Origin of the sequence: Nitrospina gracilis 3/211 (assembly GCF_000341545.2) — a bacterium.
GTDB classification, from domain to species: Bacteria; Nitrospinota; Nitrospinia; order Nitrospinales; family Nitrospinaceae; genus Nitrospina; species Nitrospina gracilis.
In genome coordinates, this window is record NZ_HG422173.1 from 256,718 (window position 1) to 273,592 (window position 16,875).

Annotated in this window: 16 protein-coding genes; 11 read left to right on the forward strand and 5 right to left on the reverse strand. The window is 58.1% G+C overall.

Features of this window, described 5'->3' with window-relative positions:
- Window positions 1-25: 25 nt before the first annotated feature.
- The gene (locus TX82_RS01195) at window positions 26-907 is read right to left on the reverse strand and encodes a DUF6279 family lipoprotein (protein WP_005005381.1); all 882 of its coding nucleotides are present in this window, start codon (window positions 905-907) and stop codon (window positions 26-28) included.
- A 66-nt stretch (window positions 908-973) separates the two neighbouring features.
- Entirely contained in the window at window positions 974-1,315 is a 342-nt protein-coding gene (locus tag TX82_RS15895; RefSeq protein WP_144079048.1) for a hypothetical protein, read from the reverse strand.
- An 834-nt stretch (window positions 1,316-2,149) separates the two neighbouring features.
- Here TX82_RS15895 and TX82_RS01205 point away from each other — a divergent pair.
- Window positions 2,150-3,484 carry a sigma-54 interaction domain-containing protein gene (locus tag TX82_RS01205; RefSeq protein ID WP_005005385.1) on the forward strand — a complete coding sequence of 445 codons (1,335 nt, stop codon included), beginning with the start codon at window positions 2,150-2,152 and terminating at the stop codon, window positions 3,482-3,484.
- Window positions 3,485-3,610: 126 nt separating this feature from the next.
- Here TX82_RS01205 and nirK read toward each other — a convergent pair whose 3' ends face one another.
- Entirely contained in the window at window positions 3,611-4,630 is a 1,020-nt protein-coding gene (nirK, locus tag TX82_RS01210) for a copper-containing nitrite reductase (RefSeq protein WP_144079049.1), read from the reverse strand.
- A 358-nt stretch (window positions 4,631-4,988) separates the two neighbouring features.
- Between nirK and mobB the strand changes: the two genes are divergently transcribed.
- The 8 genes from mobB to TX82_RS01250 all read left to right on the forward strand — a co-directional run bounded on the left by mobB (window position 4,989) and on the right by TX82_RS01250 (window position 14,169).
- On the forward strand, window positions 4,989-6,116 hold the full coding sequence (gene mobB / locus TX82_RS01215) for a molybdopterin-guanine dinucleotide biosynthesis protein B (RefSeq protein WP_005005390.1): 1,128 nt from the start codon (window positions 4,989-4,991) through the stop codon (window positions 6,114-6,116).
- Between the two features lies 1 nt (window position 6,117).
- Entirely contained in the window at window positions 6,118-7,161 is a 1,044-nt protein-coding gene (locus TX82_RS01220; RefSeq protein ID WP_052338156.1) for a molybdopterin molybdotransferase MoeA, read from the forward strand.
- Window positions 7,158-7,331, forward strand: coding sequence for a hypothetical protein (locus tag TX82_RS15565; RefSeq protein WP_084603901.1), 174 nt, complete (start codon window positions 7,158-7,160; stop codon window positions 7,329-7,331). The genes TX82_RS01220 and TX82_RS15565 overlap by 4 nt, the downstream gene beginning before the upstream one ends.
- An 86-nt stretch (window positions 7,332-7,417) precedes the next feature.
- Entirely contained in the window at window positions 7,418-9,175 is a 1,758-nt protein-coding gene (locus TX82_RS01225; RefSeq protein ID WP_187291886.1) for an FG-GAP repeat domain-containing protein, read from the forward strand.
- Window positions 9,176-9,318: 143 nt separating this feature from the next.
- Complete coding sequence (locus tag TX82_RS01230) at window positions 9,319-10,839, forward strand: alginate export family protein (protein WP_005005394.1); 1,521 nt, start codon at window positions 9,319-9,321, stop codon at window positions 10,837-10,839.
- A 336-nt stretch (window positions 10,840-11,175) separates the two neighbouring features.
- Window positions 11,176-12,333: a peptidylprolyl isomerase gene (locus TX82_RS01240; RefSeq protein ID WP_005005396.1), complete on the forward strand. Its 1,158-nt coding sequence runs from the start codon at window positions 11,176-11,178 to the stop codon at window positions 12,331-12,333.
- Window positions 12,330-13,319, forward strand: a complete 990-nt coding sequence (gene hpnA, locus TX82_RS01245; RefSeq protein ID WP_042250249.1) for a hopanoid-associated sugar epimerase — start codon at window positions 12,330-12,332, stop codon at window positions 13,317-13,319. The genes TX82_RS01240 and hpnA overlap by 4 nt, the downstream gene beginning before the upstream one ends.
- A 22-nt stretch (window positions 13,320-13,341) precedes the next feature.
- Window positions 13,342-14,169, forward strand: coding sequence for a carotenoid biosynthesis protein (locus TX82_RS01250; protein ID WP_005005401.1), 828 nt, complete (start codon window positions 13,342-13,344; stop codon window positions 14,167-14,169).
- Here the strand turns inward: TX82_RS01250 and TX82_RS01255 are convergent.
- Together TX82_RS01255 and TX82_RS01260 are read right to left on the reverse strand one after the other, a co-directional pair.
- On the reverse strand, window positions 14,149-14,646 hold the full coding sequence (locus TX82_RS01255) for a YajQ family cyclic di-GMP-binding protein (RefSeq protein ID WP_005005403.1): 498 nt from the start codon (window positions 14,644-14,646) through the stop codon (window positions 14,149-14,151). The genes TX82_RS01250 and TX82_RS01255 overlap by 21 nt on opposite strands.
- Before the next feature lie 74 nt (window positions 14,647-14,720).
- Window positions 14,721-14,969: a hypothetical protein gene (locus TX82_RS01260; RefSeq protein ID WP_005005406.1), complete on the reverse strand. Its 249-nt coding sequence runs from the start codon at window positions 14,967-14,969 to the stop codon at window positions 14,721-14,723.
- A gap of 64 nt (window positions 14,970-15,033) precedes the next feature.
- Between TX82_RS01260 and TX82_RS01265 the strand changes: the two genes are divergently transcribed.
- Both TX82_RS01265 and TX82_RS01270 read left to right on the forward strand, forming a co-directional pair.
- The gene (locus TX82_RS01265; protein WP_005005408.1) at window positions 15,034-16,074 is read left to right on the forward strand and encodes an LOG family protein; all 1,041 of its coding nucleotides are present in this window, start codon (window positions 15,034-15,036) and stop codon (window positions 16,072-16,074) included.
- A 284-nt stretch (window positions 16,075-16,358) separates the two neighbouring features.
- On the forward strand, window positions 16,359-16,754 hold the full coding sequence (locus TX82_RS01270; protein WP_005005411.1) for a cyclic nucleotide-binding domain-containing protein: 396 nt from the start codon (window positions 16,359-16,361) through the stop codon (window positions 16,752-16,754).
- The last annotated feature ends 121 nt before the right edge of the window (window positions 16,755-16,875 follow it).

A 16,875-nucleotide genomic window follows, 5' to 3' on the forward strand; every position in this document is an offset into this window, starting at 1 on the left:
CATTGCGGCATTTTAACGATGTGCGTCAGCCGATTTCGGTCAGGGACGCAAAGTCGTCGCGGTAACCCTGCATGCGCTGGCGGGCGTGCTGTCTCTGGACGGGGGCCATCTCCGCATCCACGCGCACGATCAAATCCATCCAGTAACGGTGACGATCCCTCAGCCCGGCCTCGAACCCGGCAACCCAGTGGGATTCCGGATGACGGAGCCACTGCAACAGACGGGCATGGTAAAACTCCGCCGACCCTCCCTGCCGGACGAGATTCAGAAAATCCCGCTGGAACCGGTTGCGGTTTTCAAGTCGCAGCTGCACCCAGTCATGGTTGGCACGCAACCAATACGAAATACGGGCGACCTGCTCTTCCGTCAACCCGCCGTACCAGTCGTCGAATACATCCAGCACCCACTCGCGATGGTCGCTCTTCAATTCATCTGCAGTCAACGCCGCCTGCTTCACCAGCCAGCCCCCATCATTTTGAAAACGCCCTTCCAGGTGGCGGATCTGCTCCTCATGGAGCGTGGCGAGGAAACGTGAAAAGTCCGGCAGGCCGCGGGCGATCAGCCGGTCCCAGAAGTTCCCCTGCTGATGCCAGATCCAATCGGCGTCCTCCGCGCTCAAACCGTCGGTGTAACGCCGGTCGAGTTCGTCGAGCGCGGCGACGAGACGCGGCAGTTCATGCCTGCGGTGCCACACCTGCAGGGCGGCGACACGGTGATCAAGAAACCGCTCCTGCTCACGGGTGAGATCGAAGTAGTGATCGATGCGGTGAACGAGAAACCAGTCGGAGAAGTTGTAGGCGATCCGGGTGCGGCTGCATCCGGCCGCAATCACCAGGCAAAGTACGAGCAGGATAAGCCGCCGCCGACCCGGCCTTGCCGGACGGGGGAGTAGAGGACGTCTGGCCATCGAGTCGTCTCCCGCGGGAAGGTTCCCCTGGCGCAACCCACACACACGCTTGCAACAAAGTTACGGTCAGCGCAGGGAAAAGGGTGAAGGCGGGGTCTCGGAATCCGTTTGCGTTTCCCCGATCACGCGTCCGCCGAAATCAGAAAACACTTTTTGGCCGTTCTTCATGCGTTTCAGGTGGTGATGGGAACGGCGTTTCCTGCTGCTTGATTGCGGGCCTTCATCCGCCGCAAAGTCATCCGCCCCCAGAGCATTCCACACAGTCTGATCGCGGAGCCGGGTTTTGAATCCGATTCCCTGCGTCCGGTCCAGGATGCGCTCGGCAAAATCGCTGCGCCCGGGAAACGCGGTGATGTTGGTGGTGGGACCCAGCGGAAACCGAAGAACGCCGAAACCCGGAGAAAACACGAACGGCTGGAAGGGTCCGACAAATGGAAACGGTCCCGCAAATCCGTTCCGCTGGAACGGCCGAAGGGAAAACGGCGGTTGTCCGGGATGCCGACGACGAAATCCCGGCCCACGAACCTTTTTTTGCCTAACCGCCGGGTGTCGCCCGGTTTGATTTTGAAACCGGGATGGCGCGGAAGAAAATCCTGCCGACCCCGGATCACGTCGTTTTGAATTTTCCGGGAGTTTTCGTCCAGACGGTTACGCAGTTCATTGGGGCCGAACAGAAAATTCCGGCGAAGCGGAGACACGCCCTGCCTGCGGGAACCGCGAAAGGATGAGGCACGCCCGTCGCGAAATCCCTGCTGGATGCGGGTGCGGCGTTGAAAACTGGACTGGAATTTGGAATCAATGCGGCTCTTGAAACCGGATCCCCGATTGAACGAGGAATGAAATCCCGCACTCCCGCCGCCGGCGGAGGTGACCTCCGGCAAGATGCCGGAGAAAACAAAAAGGCCCATCAATAAAATGGAAGGAAAGACCAACGGTTTCATGAGCTCGCCTGAAAGAGAAACACCACACCGTGGCGCTCAGCCGGTTAGCAACCATCAATAAAAGTATATCAATCCCGCGAAAACCGCCACAAGCCCAAACCATCCTTATTGGCTTTCCCCCGAACCCGAAAATGGAAGCCCCTTGCAATATTGGAACTTTTCAGGTTAACCCGGCTGATTCCGGGCAATTGCGGGTTCGGCCCCCACCGGCTGTTGCATTAAATATTTGCAACAGTATGGGCAACGCGTTACCATCCCTTGAACTGGGATCCCCTTTTTTCAACGGAAGATAAGAACCGTCATGAACACGCGTCCGGCAGACAACATCGAATCCATCATCAATCTCCTCAAGGAAGCGGTTTTCGTGTACGACGAGAACCTGGAGATCCGTTATTTCAACGAAGCGGCGGAACGCATCACGGGATACCGCCGTGAGGAGGTGCTGGGCCGCAAGTGCATCACCATCCTCGACCAGAGCGTGTGCCTGAATAACTGCGAGTTGTGCCTGACCGTGAAAAAGGGCATCAACTACGAAGCCCACTTCACGTCCTCCTTTTTGCGCAAAGACGGGGCCAAACGGATGGGCGAATTTCAGGCAGGCCTCCTGCAACGCAACGAAGAAGGCACGCGGGTGGTGGTCGCCCTCAACGACGTCACTGAAATCTCCCAGTTGCGGCAGGAATTAAAAGAGGTCCACTCCTTCGGCAACATGATCGGCAAAAGCCGTGTGATGAAGGAGTTGTTCGAGACCATCCAGAACGTGGCGTTTTACGATTCCACGGTTTTCATTCAAGGAGAAAGCGGCACCGGCAAGGAGCTGGTGGCGAGGGCCCTGCACTACGCCAGCCCGCGCGCGGGCAAGAACCTGATCAAGGTGAACTGCACTGCGTTCGCCGATACCCTGCTGGAAAGCGAACTGTTCGGCCACGCCAAGGGCGCGTTCACAGGGGCGCTTCGCGACCGCATCGGGCGCTTCGAGGAAGCACACGGCGGGACCATTTTCCTGGACGAGATCGGCGACCTCACACCGACCATCCAGGTTAAGTTGCTGCGCGTTCTGCAGGAGAAAGAAGTCGAGCGCGTGGGCGAGAACGTGACCAGGCAGGTGGACATCCGCATCATCGCCGCCACCAACAAGGATATCCTGGAGGAGGTGAAAACGGGGCGGTTCCGCGAGGATTTGTATTACCGGCTGAACGTCATCCCCCTGCACCTGCCGCCGCTCCGCGAGCGCAGGGAAGACATTCCCTACCTCGTCCAGCACTTCATCAAACGCTGGAACGCCCAGCACGTGAAACCCATCGAAGACATTGCCGACGACGCGCTGGGTCTCCTGCTCGACCACAACTGGCCGGGCAACATCCGGGAACTGGAAAACGTGGTCGAGCACGCCTGCGTGAAGTGCTCAGGTTCCCGCATCCACAGTGTGGACCTGCCTGCGTTCTTGCAATCGGAATCCGCTCTTCCCGGGCGCAAAAAGGGGAACCCGGTTCGCCGCCGCAACTGGTTGAACCGCGAACTGGTTACCGAGGCCCTGGCCCGGGCCGAGGGCAATCAGTCCCGTGCCGCACGGGAACTGGGTGTGCACCGCATCACCCTGTGGCGAAAAATGAAGGAATTCGGCATCCCCGCTTAAGCAAGAATCCAACTGTCATTGAATAGAGTTTGTTTCCGGCAGGCAACGCCTGTCCCTTCCCCGCTTGCGCGGGGAAGGACCAGGAGTTGAGAGGATGGGGCGAGTTGAAAGCCGGAGTGGGGGGGGTCACTTCCCGGCTCGAAAGACGGAAGGGTTCTCTTCCCCTTCCACCTCCAGGTGGCCGATCGCTCCTTTCGCCACCCGGAAAATGCTGTGATCCACCAGGGCATAGGTTCCCGGCGCATCCACCTTGAACTCGACAATGGTCGCACCTGCGGAAGGAATCATGGTGGTCTGCACGTTGGTATTGACCAATCCGCCGATGGCGCCTTCCATGTACACCTTGTCAAAGATTTCGCCGATGATGTGGAACGAAGACACCCGGTTGGGACCGATATTGCCGTAATAAATGCGCACGGTCTCGCCGACCTTCGCCTTCAGCGCGTTGTCAAACATCACGCCGCCTTCCTTGCCGTTGAACACGACGTAGGTCGGGTTCTCATCGAGGCCGCGCTGGATGTCGAACTCCACCAGCCCTTCTTTCTTCTGGGTGGTGAAGAACTCGCTCCGCATGACGTAGTATTCGCGGTCCACCGGCGGCAGGCCGCCTTCCGGCTCAACCAGGATCAGTCCATACATGCCGTTGGCGATGTGGTCCACAATCTGCCCCGCGGCACAGTGGTAAATGAACAGGCCGGGAGCCATTGCCTTGTAGGAGAAGACACGGGTCTCACCCGGAGCGACGGTGATCACCGCCGCACCGCCACCCGGTCCGTTCACCGCATGCATGTCGATGTTGTGATCCTGCGAGTTGGTCTTCGGGTTGGTAAGATGAAACTGCACCGTGTCACCCACCCGCACCCGCACCATGGGGCCCGGAACCGTGCCGTTGTAACTCCAGAATTTATACTTGATGCCTTTACCCAATCCATCCGCCAGGTCGCCGACGAATTCCTTCGCCTCAAAATGAACCTCCACCGTTTTCGACTCGGAACGCTTGGTGGGGGACGGCACATTCGGCGCCGTGGCCATGACGGAGTCGCCATGCGACCACCCCGGCGTGGCAACGGACAGGATGAACAGGAACAAAATCAGCTGAACGGGTTTAAAGCGCAATTGGGAAAGGGATTCGATCATGTAACTCATACTCCTAAAGGTTAAAAAAATTCCAGGAAACAACCTACCGTCTTGCTAATACAAGGCCCGTGCCAAATTCCAAAACACCGTTTTTAAACTGATTTTGCAGGGTAGGGCCCTTTCCCTTGTTGCGTTAAATGACCAACGCAACATTGCAGACAGTTGCGTGTCCTCGGGCAACTCCTCCTTTTTCCGAATGCTGCCTGTTCCACCCGGTCCGCCGCCATAAATGATGGAAACTTATTGACAGACCGCACGTTATCGCCAATAATAGCTAAATCTCAATAATTGAATAACTTATACCCCACCCCCTTGGCGAAACCCTCTGTTTTGGAAAGCTTAGTGGGAGGTTGATCAAGAAAACCGCATGGACCGCTACTGGGAACGCTTCAAGACCCCTTTCCTTTGCTTCGCCGGGTTTTCCGGTGTGGGCAAAACCACCCTGCTCGTGGAATTGATCAAGCGGTTCCGCCGCGATAACATCCGCGCCGGGTACTACAAGCACGACGCGCACCGCTTCCAGATGGACAAGGAAGGCAAGGACACCTGGCGCGCCCAGCAGGCGGGGGCGGGCATCCTCACCATCAACGATCCCGAGCACTTCGCCATCATCGCCGAGAACCCGTTCAAGAAACGCTCCATCACCCACGCCCTGGAACAGTGTGACTGCATCCTCATTGAAGGTTACAAGAAATCGCCGTTCAACAAGATCGTGTTCCTCGACGCCGAGGGCCGTCTGCCCATCTCCCGCGACGACACCGGTATCAAAGCCGTGGTGCACCAGGGCGTGATTCACGATACGGGGCTGACCGATCTCGGCATTCCGCTGTTTCACCGCGACGAGGTGGACCGTATCTACGAATTCGTGCGCAGTCACTTTCTTCAGTGCACCAGTGCCATTTACGGCGGCGTGTTCATCGGCGGCCAGAGCAAGCGCATGGGCAAGGCCAAATTCTCGCTCGCCTACAACGGAAAGACGGAAGCCGAACGGATGGTGGACTTGTTGTCGCGGTTCTGCGATAAAGTGGTGTTGTCGGCGCGGCCGGACCAGGACCTGGCTGACCTCGGAGACCTCGGCGATTGCGAGCGGTTGAACGACGAACACAGTGGACTGGGTCCGGTGGGCGGTCTCGCCACCCTCATGGCCAACCATCCGGACAAGGCATGGCTGGTGGTTGCCTGTGACATGCCGTTTCTGAAGGAACGCAACGTCCGGCACATCATCGAGCAACGCGACCCTCTCCGCTATGGCACCTGTTATATGAAGAAAGGACGCCTCGGTGTGGAACCCATGTGCGGCATTTATGAACCGAAGTTCATCGTGCCCCTGTTCGAAGCCATGTCGCGGCGCGAACTTTCGTTGTCGCGCATCATCAATGAACTGCCGTTCCATTGCATCGGCGTGCCGGAAGACAACCGCTCAGATTTCATGAACGTCAACACGCCCGAGGAATACGAAGTGGCCCGGGTGAAGCGGGAACAGGAGGAAGACTGAAATGGGCATGATCACCGTCGACGAGGCGCTCGCCAGCATCCTCGCCAAAATCCAACCCAAAGGACTGGAAAAGGTCTCCATTACCGAAGCGCTGGGACGCGTGCTGGCGGAGGACATCACCGCCCGCCGCGACAACCCGCCGCTCGACAACTCGGCGATGGACGGCTACGCGGTGATCGCGAACGACATCCAGTCGGCGACCCCGGACAGCCCGGTGAAGCTGGAACTGGTCGACGAAGTCGCCGCCGGGTCCATCGGCACGATCACATTGAAATCCAACCAGGCGATCCGCATCATGACCGGCGCCCCCATTCCTCCCGGCGCTGACGCGGTGCTGATGCAGGAAGACACGGACAAGAACGGCAGCTTCGTATTCGCCAAGGACAAGGCAACGGTCGGCGAGAACATCCGTCTCGCAGGCGAGGACGTGAAAACCGGCGACGTGGTGGTGCCGAAAGGCGGCGTCATCACCCCGGCGCACGTGGGCATGATGGCGGTGTGCGGCCGATCCAGCGTCACCGTCGGCCAGCGACCCACGGTGGCCATCCTCTCCACCGGCGACGAGATCGTCGATCTCGACCAGGTGCCGGAAGGGTCGCAGATTTACAACAGCAACGGTTACATGCTGATGGCGCAGGTGGCCTCGGCGGGCGGCGTGCCGCGTTACATGGGCATCGCCAAGGACGACGAAAAGGACCTGCTCGAAAAATTCGAGTGGGCGCTGGAGAGCGACATCGTGCTTTCCTCCGGCGGCGTGTCGGTGGGCGATTACGACCTGGTGAAGGCGAGCCTTCAAAAGATGGGCAACGAGATGGTGTTCTGGAAAGTCGCCATGAAACCGGGCAAACCGCTCGCCTTCGGCAACATCGGCGGCAAGCCGGTGTTCGGTCTGCCGGGCAACCCGGTGTCCTCGTTCGTGTCGTTCGAGCAGTTCGTTCGTCCATCGATCAAGAAGATGATGGGCGCGCGCGACCTGAGCCCGCAGACGGTGCAGGCGACGCTTACGGAAACCATCAAGAAAAAACCGACCGGGTGCATTTCATGAGCGCCGTGGTCTCCTGGGACGGCGGCGACTACACCGTGACCCCCGCGGAACAGCAGGGGTCCGGCGTGCTCAAGTCCACCGTCGCCGCCAACGGCCTGCTCGTGTTCCCGCTGGAGAAAAGCGAACTCCGGAAGGGCGATCGGGTCACCGTCCAACTCCTGAACACCTGAGGCCGATGCCGAACTTTCTCCCCCACTCCCGCACTTCAAACATTTTTTTCTCCATATTACTCCTGATGTCCGTTTGGGCGTCGCCCTTGTCGGCCGCCACGGGTTTCGACCGCATGGCGGAACAGATCGAGGCCCAGTTCCCGGACATCCAGGGCATCGTGCTGTCGGTGGAAAACGGCGAGGTGCTGATCGACCTCAAAAAGGGCCAGCCCATCCACTCCGGAGACCGGCTGAAAGTCATCCGTTACGGCGAACAGATCGTGCACCCGGTGACAGGCGAGGTCATCGGCCGTAAGGAAACCGACATCGGCCTCATCGAGGTGACCGAGGTGCGCACCAACTACTCCGTCGCACGCACATTGAATACCAACGAACCCATTCAGAACGGCGACGGCGTCGAGAGCCGCTTCCGCAAGATGGTCATCCTGTCTGCGCCGGTTCTGCAGGCGGAGGACCTGTCGCTGGACACGCAGGCGGTCGGCCTGGCCATCGAGCGTTCGCTCAAAAAGCGTCCGCGCATGGAAGTGCCTGCCTTCGGCGTGCAGGCGTGGATGCTGGACCAGGGCCTGCAAGCCGCCGACCTCATGAACCCGCAGGTGCTGGCCAGACTGAATAAGGAAATCACCTTCGACCTGCTTCTTCTGTCCAGGGTGGAGACCGTGCAGGGCCAGACGGTGCTCCGTTACCGCGTGGTGGCTGTGGAGGATGGCGCCGTTTTGCAGGAAGCGCGCGTCGTATTCGATGAAATGACCGCACTGGCCACGCCCGAGAGCGGCACCCAGTCGCAAGCCGCCAAGGAACTGGGGCTGGTGAAGTTCATCGGCAAACAGGATTTCGATTTCGTGCTGGCGGACATGGATGTGGGCGACCTCGACGGTGACGGCGAGCCGGAGTTCGTGTTCATCGACCGCAACCGGGTGATGATCTACCGCTTCGTCAAAGGACAGTACGAGAAAATCGGCACCATCCGCGTGTCGGCGGAGTTCAACCGGTTCCTCACCGTGGACGTGGCGGACATCAACGGCAACGGCCGCGCCGAAATCTTTGTCACCAACCAGGTGGGGCAACAGCTGGAGAGCTTCATCCTCGAACAGGTGCCGGGCCAGACCCGATTCGAGAAAATCGCCACCGGCCTCAACCGCTATTTCCGGGTGATCCGTTCCTACAAGGGAGTCCCGCGCCTCCTCACCCAGCGGCCCGGAGTCGAGGAACCATTCGGGTCGGAAGTCCACACAATGGTTTATAGGAATAATACCTACAAGGAAGGTGCAAAGCTGGGCTTTGAGCGGTTTTTGAACCAGCAAACGACCCTCTACGGAGTGACTTTGGAGGACACGAATTTCGACAAATCCATTGAAATAATTGTCCTTGACAACAATTACAATTTAAGGGTATATTCGACCGATGGAAAACTGCTAGTAAAATCAGAGGATTACTACGGACACGACCCGCGGCAGATCGAAGTGGGGCTGAAAGACCAACCTTATGTTGACTTTACAGATCCTTACGTTCCCAGGCCCGTCCGATACAAAGGCAGGCTGGTCCCGGTCCAAAAAAGGAACCAGCGCTTCCTGTTGGTACCGAAAAACCATCGGTTCGGCGGCAACTGGCTGTCAGAACTCGTCGTAATCAACAGCAGCAGTCTGGCTTTCATCGCCGTCAACAAGGAGGGGTTGGAGACGGTGTTTGAAACAAATAAACAGAAGGGATACCTGGCCGCATTTCAGGTGGTGGGTACGAAGGACTCCCGCAGACAACAAGTCCACGTAGCCACCGTGGCCGACAAGGGCGGCCTCTTCCGGGACGAAAAAATGACGACGTTGTTCGTCTATGACTGGAAGTGATCCCACAGACCAACCATTCAAAAGAGGAGGACCCCACCCCGCAATACCCGAGAAAAGTTCGCTCAAGGTCAAGGAGCTTCCCATATAAGCGTTGATACCTAGAGTCAAATAAGTTCCATTTTCCTTACTTGGAGGAGGTAAGCATGAAAAGGAAACTTTTAGCCGCAGGCGCGGCGGCGGTGGCCGTTTTACTGGCCGGCGTCATGGTCGCCCAGGCGGCAAGTGTCAAGTTCGGCGGTCAAATGCGACCCCGATACGAGATTTTTGAGCAAAACGATTTCGACAAGAAAACCGATCCCACCCATTTTTTCCTGACACGCATTCGACTGAACGCCGACGTCAACATCGATGACAAAATCGGGGCGTTCATCCAGTTCCAGGCCCGTGGCGTTTACGGTGCCGGCACCGGCGGTCTCATCCCCGGTCCCGCTCCCGGACCCCGCAATGCCGCAGTTCCTGCCGACGGACTCGTTGATGTCGGTCTCCACCAGGCATATTTCACCGTACAGGACTTTTTCGGCATGCCCGCTGACCTGAAAATCGGTCGGCAGGAAGTCGTTCTGGACGGACACCGCCTGTTCGGCAACACCGGCTGGACCACGGGCGCTCAGTCCGCGGATGCGATTCGCCTGGATCACCACCATGGCGACAACATGTTTTCGTATATTTTCATCAAGGCCATTGAAGCGAATGGTTCCGTACCGTTTGCTGTAGGTGGCAACAGCGCCGGCGCACCGATCAACCTCGGTGGTGCCGGCCCAGGCGGCCTGCTGGGTCAGGGTACTTGTGGCCGTGGCACCGGATTCGGCGCTGGCGACCTGAGTGACAACTGTGACCGGGAAGACCACGTGTTCTGGGGCAACATCAAGACCATGGTTCCGAACGCGGTGATTTCTCCGTACCTGGTCATCACGGTGGACAACTCCTGGAACGGTTCCGGCACGTCTGCCGGCAACCCGGACAACGAGATGATCACCGTGGGTGGTCGCATCGCCGGCAACGCCGGTGGTTTCGACTACCGGTTTGAAGGTTACTTCCAGGGTGGCCGCGCGGAAGGCATCGCGACGACCATGCCGGCTACGGGAAAAGTGGTTTCCGCCGCAAACCTGGCCGCCTACACAAAGGGCGGTGGCTCCGGTGTTGACCGCCGCGCGTATATGATCGGCGCCCGTCTCGGCAAGACCTTCAAGAACGTCATGTGGACCCCTTCCGTCACCCTGTGGTACGACCGGCTCTCCGGTACGGACTCCGAGGACATTCAGGACGGCATCTGGGGTACCTTTGACACCCTGTACGACACCGGTCACAAGTTCTACGGGTACATGGACACGTACCTGAACGCGACCGGTGGTGACACGTCGTACCTCGGCCTCGAGGACATCGCCATCAAAACGTCGATGAAGCCCGCGGCCAACTGGACCGTGAAAGCGGACTTTCACTACTTTAAAACCCCGGCTGAAAACATCGATCTGGGACGCGAGCTGGACATCACCTTCGTCCACAAGTACAGCTCGAACCTGACCATGACGGCTGGGTATTCCAACTACTGGGCGGACCCGGGTTTCATCCTGGTCAACCCGCGTGTATCCCGGTCTGCAGGACAGGGCGGAATTGTTGACGGTTCCGCCAACTGGGGTTACGTTCAGCTGGACCTGAAGTTCTGATCGTTCTTCAACCTCGCATCATCATCCCCCGGGCGGTTTCGCCCGGGGGATTTTTTTTGCCCGGTCGGGGCACCGTTTTACAGAAGCGTCCAAACGGCCTATAATGGAGTCCATGCTCTTTCAAGCCACCCCGAGTGGCAGCCGAAAACCCGTTGCGCCGGATCCTGCACGCAGGTAAACCCGCGCAACCTCGGAACGGGCGATCCGCCCTGCCCGTCCCTTCACGATTTTCAACACAGAATCGGTCGTGCCGCCGGGACCGGGCCAAGCCGCGGCCTGAATGCCGCCGAGGCCCGTTTCGCACATTGTTCATTCATCAACCTCCAAGGAATTGACATGCACTTCAAGACCCCTTCCAGACTTCTGCTCCCTCTTCTGCTTGCGGCTCTGCTTTTGTGGCCCCACGTGTCCATCGCTCAGGTGGCGGACAGCCATGCGCCTGAAGAGGCGCGCATGGAAATCAACGGGCGCCTCGTGCCGCCCATCGTGGCCACCGTCAACGGCAAGGAAATCCCCGGCACCATGCTGGTCAGCCAGGTGCAGATGTACAAGATGTTTCACCAGCAGCAGGGCCACCGCGTGAGCCCAAAGCAGGAAGCCGAGTACTCCAAAGAAGCCCTCGACAACCTGATCGGACAGGAACTGCTGTTCCAGAAAGCGAAGGCGTGGGGGATCACCGTCGATGAAAAGACCGTGCAGGGTGAGATTCAAAAAATCCAAAGCCAGTTTCCGTCGGAAGAATTATTCAAACGCGCGCTCCACGTGCAGGGGCTGAACGAGGGCCTCCTGCAGACCAGTATCGAACGTCAGTTGGTGGAAGAACAGGTCACGCGTACCCGGCTCGCGCCCAAAGCCAATGTCTCGGATGCGGCCGTGAAAACATTTTACGAGGAAAACCGGGAACAGTTCCTGCAACCGCCGCGCTGGGAGTTTTCACACATTTTCACCGCCGCCCTGAAGAAAAATGAACCGGAAGACCCGAAACTCCAGGAGCGTTTTCACAAACTCCAGGGCATGGTGGAAACCGACGCGCGCAATAAAATTGAAAACGCGTTGAATGAAATCAAATCCGGCAAGCAGTTTGAAGACGTCGCCAAAGAATATTCCGAGCATGAAGAAACGCGCCAGAACGGCGGCAAATGGGGTACCATGGCCCAGCACGAGATGCCGGAAGAAATTTACGAGGTCGTCTCCAAATTAAAACCGGGGCAGACGTCCGGGATCGTGCGCAGTGAGTACGGATTCCACATCCTGCGCCTGGATGCGGCGCTCCCGGAGGAAGTGGTGCCGCTCGACCAGGTGAAGACGGATCTGCTGAACCACCTGCTGAAAGAAGAAGTAAAAAAGAAAAGGACAAGCTGGTTTCCAAGTTGCGCGATGAGGCGGATGTCGAGGTGTTCTTTTAAAAAGAGGCATTGCAGAACCACCCCCTGCCCTTTCATGAGAGGAAGGGGAACCTCCATAATCTGCGTGACCACTTCAAATCCAAAATGAAAACACTGGTAACAGGAACTACAGGGTTTCTCGGCTCGGCGATCGCGCGCGAGTTGATCCTGTCCGGCCGCACGGTGAAGGTGCTGGTGCGGCAGGGCTCGGACCTGCGCAACCTTTCCGGACTCGACGTGGAAGTCGTGCACGGCGACCTGCGCGATCCGGATTCCCTGGCACGCGCGCTCGACAAGTGCGACACGCTCTATCACGCAGCCGCCTATTACAGCCTGTGGAGCCGCGACCGCAAGATGGTGTACGACATCAACGTCACCGGCACGCGCAACATCCTGGATGCCGCCCGGCAGGCGGACCTCCAACGCATCGTGTACACCAGCACCGTCGGCTGCATCGGCCTCACCGGCAACGGAACACCCGGCGACGAAACCACTCCGTTCAACGAAGCCACCCTCTGCAACGATTACAAGCGGTCGAAGTGGGAAGCGGAACAGGTGGCGCTGGAGTTTGCACAGAACGGTCTGCCGGTGGTCATCGTCAACCCCAGTGCACCGGTGGGACCGCGCGACATCAAACCCACGCCGACGGGCAAGGTGATCCAGGATTTCCTGAACGGGAACATGCCGGCCTACCTCGATACCGGACTGAACCTGATCGACGTGCGCGACTGCGCGCGCGGCCACCTGCTGGCGGAAGAACGCGGCAAGGTGGGCGAACGTTATATCCTGGGCAACCGCAACATGTCGCTCAAGGAAATTCTCGACACGCTGTCGAAGATCACCGGCATTCCCGCACCGAAAGTGCAGATGCCTTACTGGGTGGCGTACACGGCGGGGTGGGTGTGCGACGCGGTGTCGAACGTCATCACGCACAAGCCGCCGGCCGTGCCGCTGGGCGGCGTCAAGATGGCGAAATATCACATGTACTTTGATGCTTCGAAGGCGGTCCGGGAACTGGGGCTGCCGCAGAACCCGGTGAAACAGGCGTTGAGCGACGCCGTTCACTGGATGCGCGAACACGGGCTCGCCCGCTGAATCTGCACCCACACGACCTGATATGGAAACTTTCAACCTGCTGATCGGGACGGTCCTGCTCCGGCCCTACGTGTTTGTCTTCCTCGCGATCTACCTGACGCTCGCGGTCTGGCACTTCGGCGCCAAACGCGCGGCGTTGTTCACGGTCATTGCCTATTGCATCGCCTTTCTCAGTGAATATTCTTCGACGCGCAACGGTTTCCCCTACGGTTACTACAGTTACATCGACACCACCCGCGACCAGGAATTGTGGATTGCCAACGTGCCGTTCATGGATTCGCTGTCGTATTCGTTCCTGACCTACGTCGCTTACACCATGGCGTTGTTCCTTTTTGCACCGCTCAAGCGAAACGGCTGGGACATCCGTTTCGGCGACACATCAAAGGTACATCATTCGTTGAAGGTGGTGTTTTCCGGAGCGGTGCTGTTCATGCTGATGGACGTGGTGATCGATCCCGTCGCGTTTCGCGGCGACCGCTGGTTTCTTGGCAAGATCTACACGTACCAGGAGGAGGGGGAGTACTTCAACATTCCGCTGACCAACTTCGGTGGCTGGGTGATCACCGGGGCGGCGATCCTCTTCACGTTCACACGCGTGAACCGCTGGCTGGAAAGCCGGCCGGGATTCCGCGACGCGGGCCAGCGCGAGGTACCGTACCAGGCGCTGCTGGGACCGGCACTCTACTTCGGGGTGTTGCTGTTCAACCTGGCGGTGACGTTTTACATCGGCGAGGGGGTGCTGGGATTGTGCGGTACGGTGTTGACGCTGGCAATCCTGGGGGTGTTGGTGATGCGGCTCCGGCGTCCCGACCTGCTTCCGGTCAAAACCTCACCGGTAATTGGTGAATGACATGGCGATGTCGAAATCCTTCGCCTTGAGCTCTGCGATCACTTCCTGCAGGTCGTCGCGGCTCTTGCCCGTCACGCGCACCTGATCGTCCATCACCTGTCCCTGCACCTTCACCTTGAGACCTTTGATGAACTTGACGATCTCCTTACCCTTGTCCTGCGGGATGCCCTGTTGCAGGACAACGTACTGGCGCACGGTGTCGCCTGCCGCCGCTTCCACCTTGCCGTAGTCGAGCGCCTTGATCGGCACCTTGCGCTTGATCAGCTTGCCCTGCAGGATGTCGACGACGGACTTCAGCTTGATCTCATCGTCGGAGACCAACACCAGCCGATTTTCTTTTTCTTCCAGCTCTACGTTGCTCTTGCTGTTTTTGAAATCGAACCGCTGGCGGATTTCCATCATCGCCTGGTTGACGGCGTTGCGCACTTCACTCAGGTCCACTTCGGACACAATATCAAACGAACAGGATTTGGCCATGTTGCTTGCTCCGTGATTTTGAATTGGGTTGAACAGGTTGCAGGCCGCAGGCAAGGAATGCGGCGGGGACGGGGTCAATGGATCTTCGTGTTCATGTAAAAACCGTAAACGAACATCGCGATGGTGACGAGCACAATGGAATCATCAATCAAAATCTGTTTCCAGGACGGGGAGTCATCGTGCAACAACCAGGGAACGATGACGAACATCACCGCCAGGAACCCCAGCGCCAGCATACCAATGATCGAGTACAAAAGGATCTTGGTGTTGGCATCGCTCATGCCCGTTTCTTCCTTTTCAGATTCCTTGCGAGAATCATTCATGATAAGGTATTTCCTCTTTTTTCATTGCGGTTGACCGGGTGCGTCCGGTTGCTGGAGTTCGTGGATGTCCAAGAACCATTATAGCGTAGGAGACCCCAAAGCCGAGGAGTTGATTGCCCAACTGCAGGAATTCTGCACCGATCCTTCCCTGCGCGACCTGTTCCGCGAAATGCTGACGACAGTGATCAAGGTCGGGATGGAACACCAGGACCGGGGCGATTACAAACTCATGAATACCACATTAAAGGAGTTGCGTCACGCCTTTCGCGTTTTCGAGGATTACCGCGATTCCCGCAAGGCGGTCATCTTCGGTTCCGCACGCACTTCCCACACAGACCCCAACTACCTGATGGCACGGGACTTCGCCGAACAACTGGCCGACCGGGGGATGATGATCATCACCGGAGCGGGCGGCGGCATCATGGAGGCGGCCAACGCCGGGGCCGGACCCGATCGCAGTTTCGGCATCAACATCGACCTGCCCTTCGAACAGCGCGCCAATCGCCACATCCACGGCGACCCGAAACTGATGTCGTTCAAATACTTCTTCACCCGCAAGCTGTTTTTCATCAAGGAATCCGACGCCACCGTGTTGTTTCCCGGCGGATTCGGCACCCTCGATGAAGGTTTCGAAAACCTCACCCTGTTCCAGACCGGAAAAACCGAACCCCGGCCCATCGTGCTGGCCGACGCGGAGGACGACACCTACTGGCAACGCTGGGAAGCCTATGTGCAGAACGAGCTGCTCGACAACGGCTATATCTCGGAAGCCGACCTGAGCCTGTTCAAAATTGTCAAAACCGTCGAGGAAGGGGTCGACTACATCCTCGACTACTACACGGTGTACCATTCCTTTCGCTACGTTCACGATATCACCGTCCTGCGCTTCATCAAACCCATCCCCGACTCGCTGGTCAAGGACCTCAACGTCGAGTACAAGGACATCCTCCTGCGCGGCGAGATCCAGAAATCCGAGGCCCTGCCGGAAGAGGTGAGTGCCGGGGAAGCGCCCAACCTGCCCCGCCTGACCCTGAACTTCAATAAACACTTTTTCGGGCGCCTCAACGAGATGATCCTGCAAATCAACCGGGAGCTGAAAGACTGAATCCCCTTCCCCCCTCCCAGCCCATCGATTTCCTCCATTCAAATCAGCACCTCCCATCCATGCATGAGCCATTAAAAATTTAACTATTTTTATAAATTTTTTATAATATTTATCTTAAATCATACATATAGGGGGCCTGAATATGCACTTTCGTGGCCAGCCGCCTGCTTTTAAGTGGCCATTTATCAACATGTCTTCATTTTTGGTCTTTCTAAGTCTCCGGTTGGCAAGGTAATTGCTGTTTTACTGGTACAACCTGACTATTTGGTATGGAGACTCAAACCATGAAAACCCGGCAATATCTAAGAGAAGGCCAGATTCTTTTCCGCGAAGGCAGTCAAAGCGACTTCATCTTCGTGGTCGAGAAAGGCGAGTTTGAAGTGTCCCGTTACAACCGGGACGGCCGCGTGGAGGTCATTGACGTTCTGCGACCCGACGACATTTTCGGCGAACTGGGCGTCATCGAAAGCCGCCCGCGCAACGCCACGGTCCGCGCCCTGAAAGACGGCGTGGTGGCCATCGTTTCCAAGGAAGAGATGCTCCGCACCGTGCGGCAGAATCCGCAGGCTCTGATGTTGATCCTGAAAACGATGGCGCAGCGCGTGCGCCAGGCCTCGCAGGGCCGGAAGAAAGCCCTGCGCGCCCGGTCGAAACACGAATTGGCCCCTCAGGCAGTGTAATCTCCCTTTCCAAGTTTCCCTAAACTGGAGATGAGAGGCCACCTGGGGCCGTTGACCCGGTTCACCCTGTCCCCGCCGGGTCTTCGGCCCCTTCCTTTTTTTTCGCCCGTTTACAGCCCCC